This window comes from Streptomyces poriferorum, from assembly GCF_019399235.1.
GTDB lineage: Bacteria > Actinomycetota > Actinomycetes > Streptomycetales > Streptomycetaceae > Streptomyces > Streptomyces poriferorum.
In genome coordinates this window covers 1-825 of sequence record NZ_JAELVH010000655.1, presented here as the reverse complement: position 1 = coordinate 825, position 825 = coordinate 1, and the positions used below count along the sequence as shown (strand labels likewise).

At 71.0% G+C, this 825-nt stretch carries 1 pseudogene; it reads right to left on the bottom strand.

Annotated elements, in window-relative coordinates:
• Positions 1–161 precede the first annotated feature (161 nt).
• Positions 162–809: pseudogene (locus JGS39_RS41345) on the bottom strand (FAD-dependent oxidoreductase); the annotation flags it as partial.
• Positions 810–825 lie beyond the last annotated feature (16 nt).

Sequence of the window (825 nt, the reverse complement as noted above, 5' to 3'; positions counted from 1 at the left end):
TGCTGTGCGGTGACGCCGCGCACGTCAACAATCCGCTCGGCGGTATGGGTATGAACAGCGGCATCCATGACGCGGTTCTCCTCGCCACCCCCCTGGCGGCCCTCGTGCGCGGCGTCACCGCACAGCAGCACCCGCCCGCGCCGGAAGCCGGCGGCGACCCGCTGGTGCACCCGGTAGAGACTGGCATGCGCCACCCGCCAGGGCCCAGCCACGCCCATGTCGGCCCGAAGCCTGGCCAACCGTTCTTCCAGGCGCGCGAGTTCAGCCTCGTCCGAGGTTCCGTCCGGGGTGGGAAGCAGGATCCGCCAGTGGTCCGGGGTCCGCAGCAGCACCAGCCACTCGTCGGGGTCCAGCACGTAGGCGATCGGTGCCAGGCCGGGCAGTTCGGTGGTGAGGTCCGCGTCCAGGGAGGCGACGAGGAAGCGTTCCGGGTAGGTCATNCCCTCGAAGCCGACGCCCAGGGAGTGCCGCACGGCGGAGTGGGCGCCGTCGGCGGCCAGCAGATGACTCCCGCGTACGATGCGCCCGTCGTCGAGGACGGCGGTCACCGAGCTGTCGTCCTGCCGGACGTCGGCCACCTTGCATCCGAAGCGCAGTTCGGCTCCTGGGAATTCGGCGAGTGCGTCTGCCAGCAGGGGTGTCAGTTTGTTCTGTTCGCACTGCACCCGGTAGGGGTACGGGGTGTCCTCGCTCAGCACGGCGAGGTCGAGTTCGGCGACCGGCCCGGTGCGACGGTCCCGGTACTGGAACGTACGGGCGATCAGGCCCCGGGCGACGAGGGCGTCGGCCACGCCGAGGCCGTCCAGCATCTCCAGGGTCGGCGGG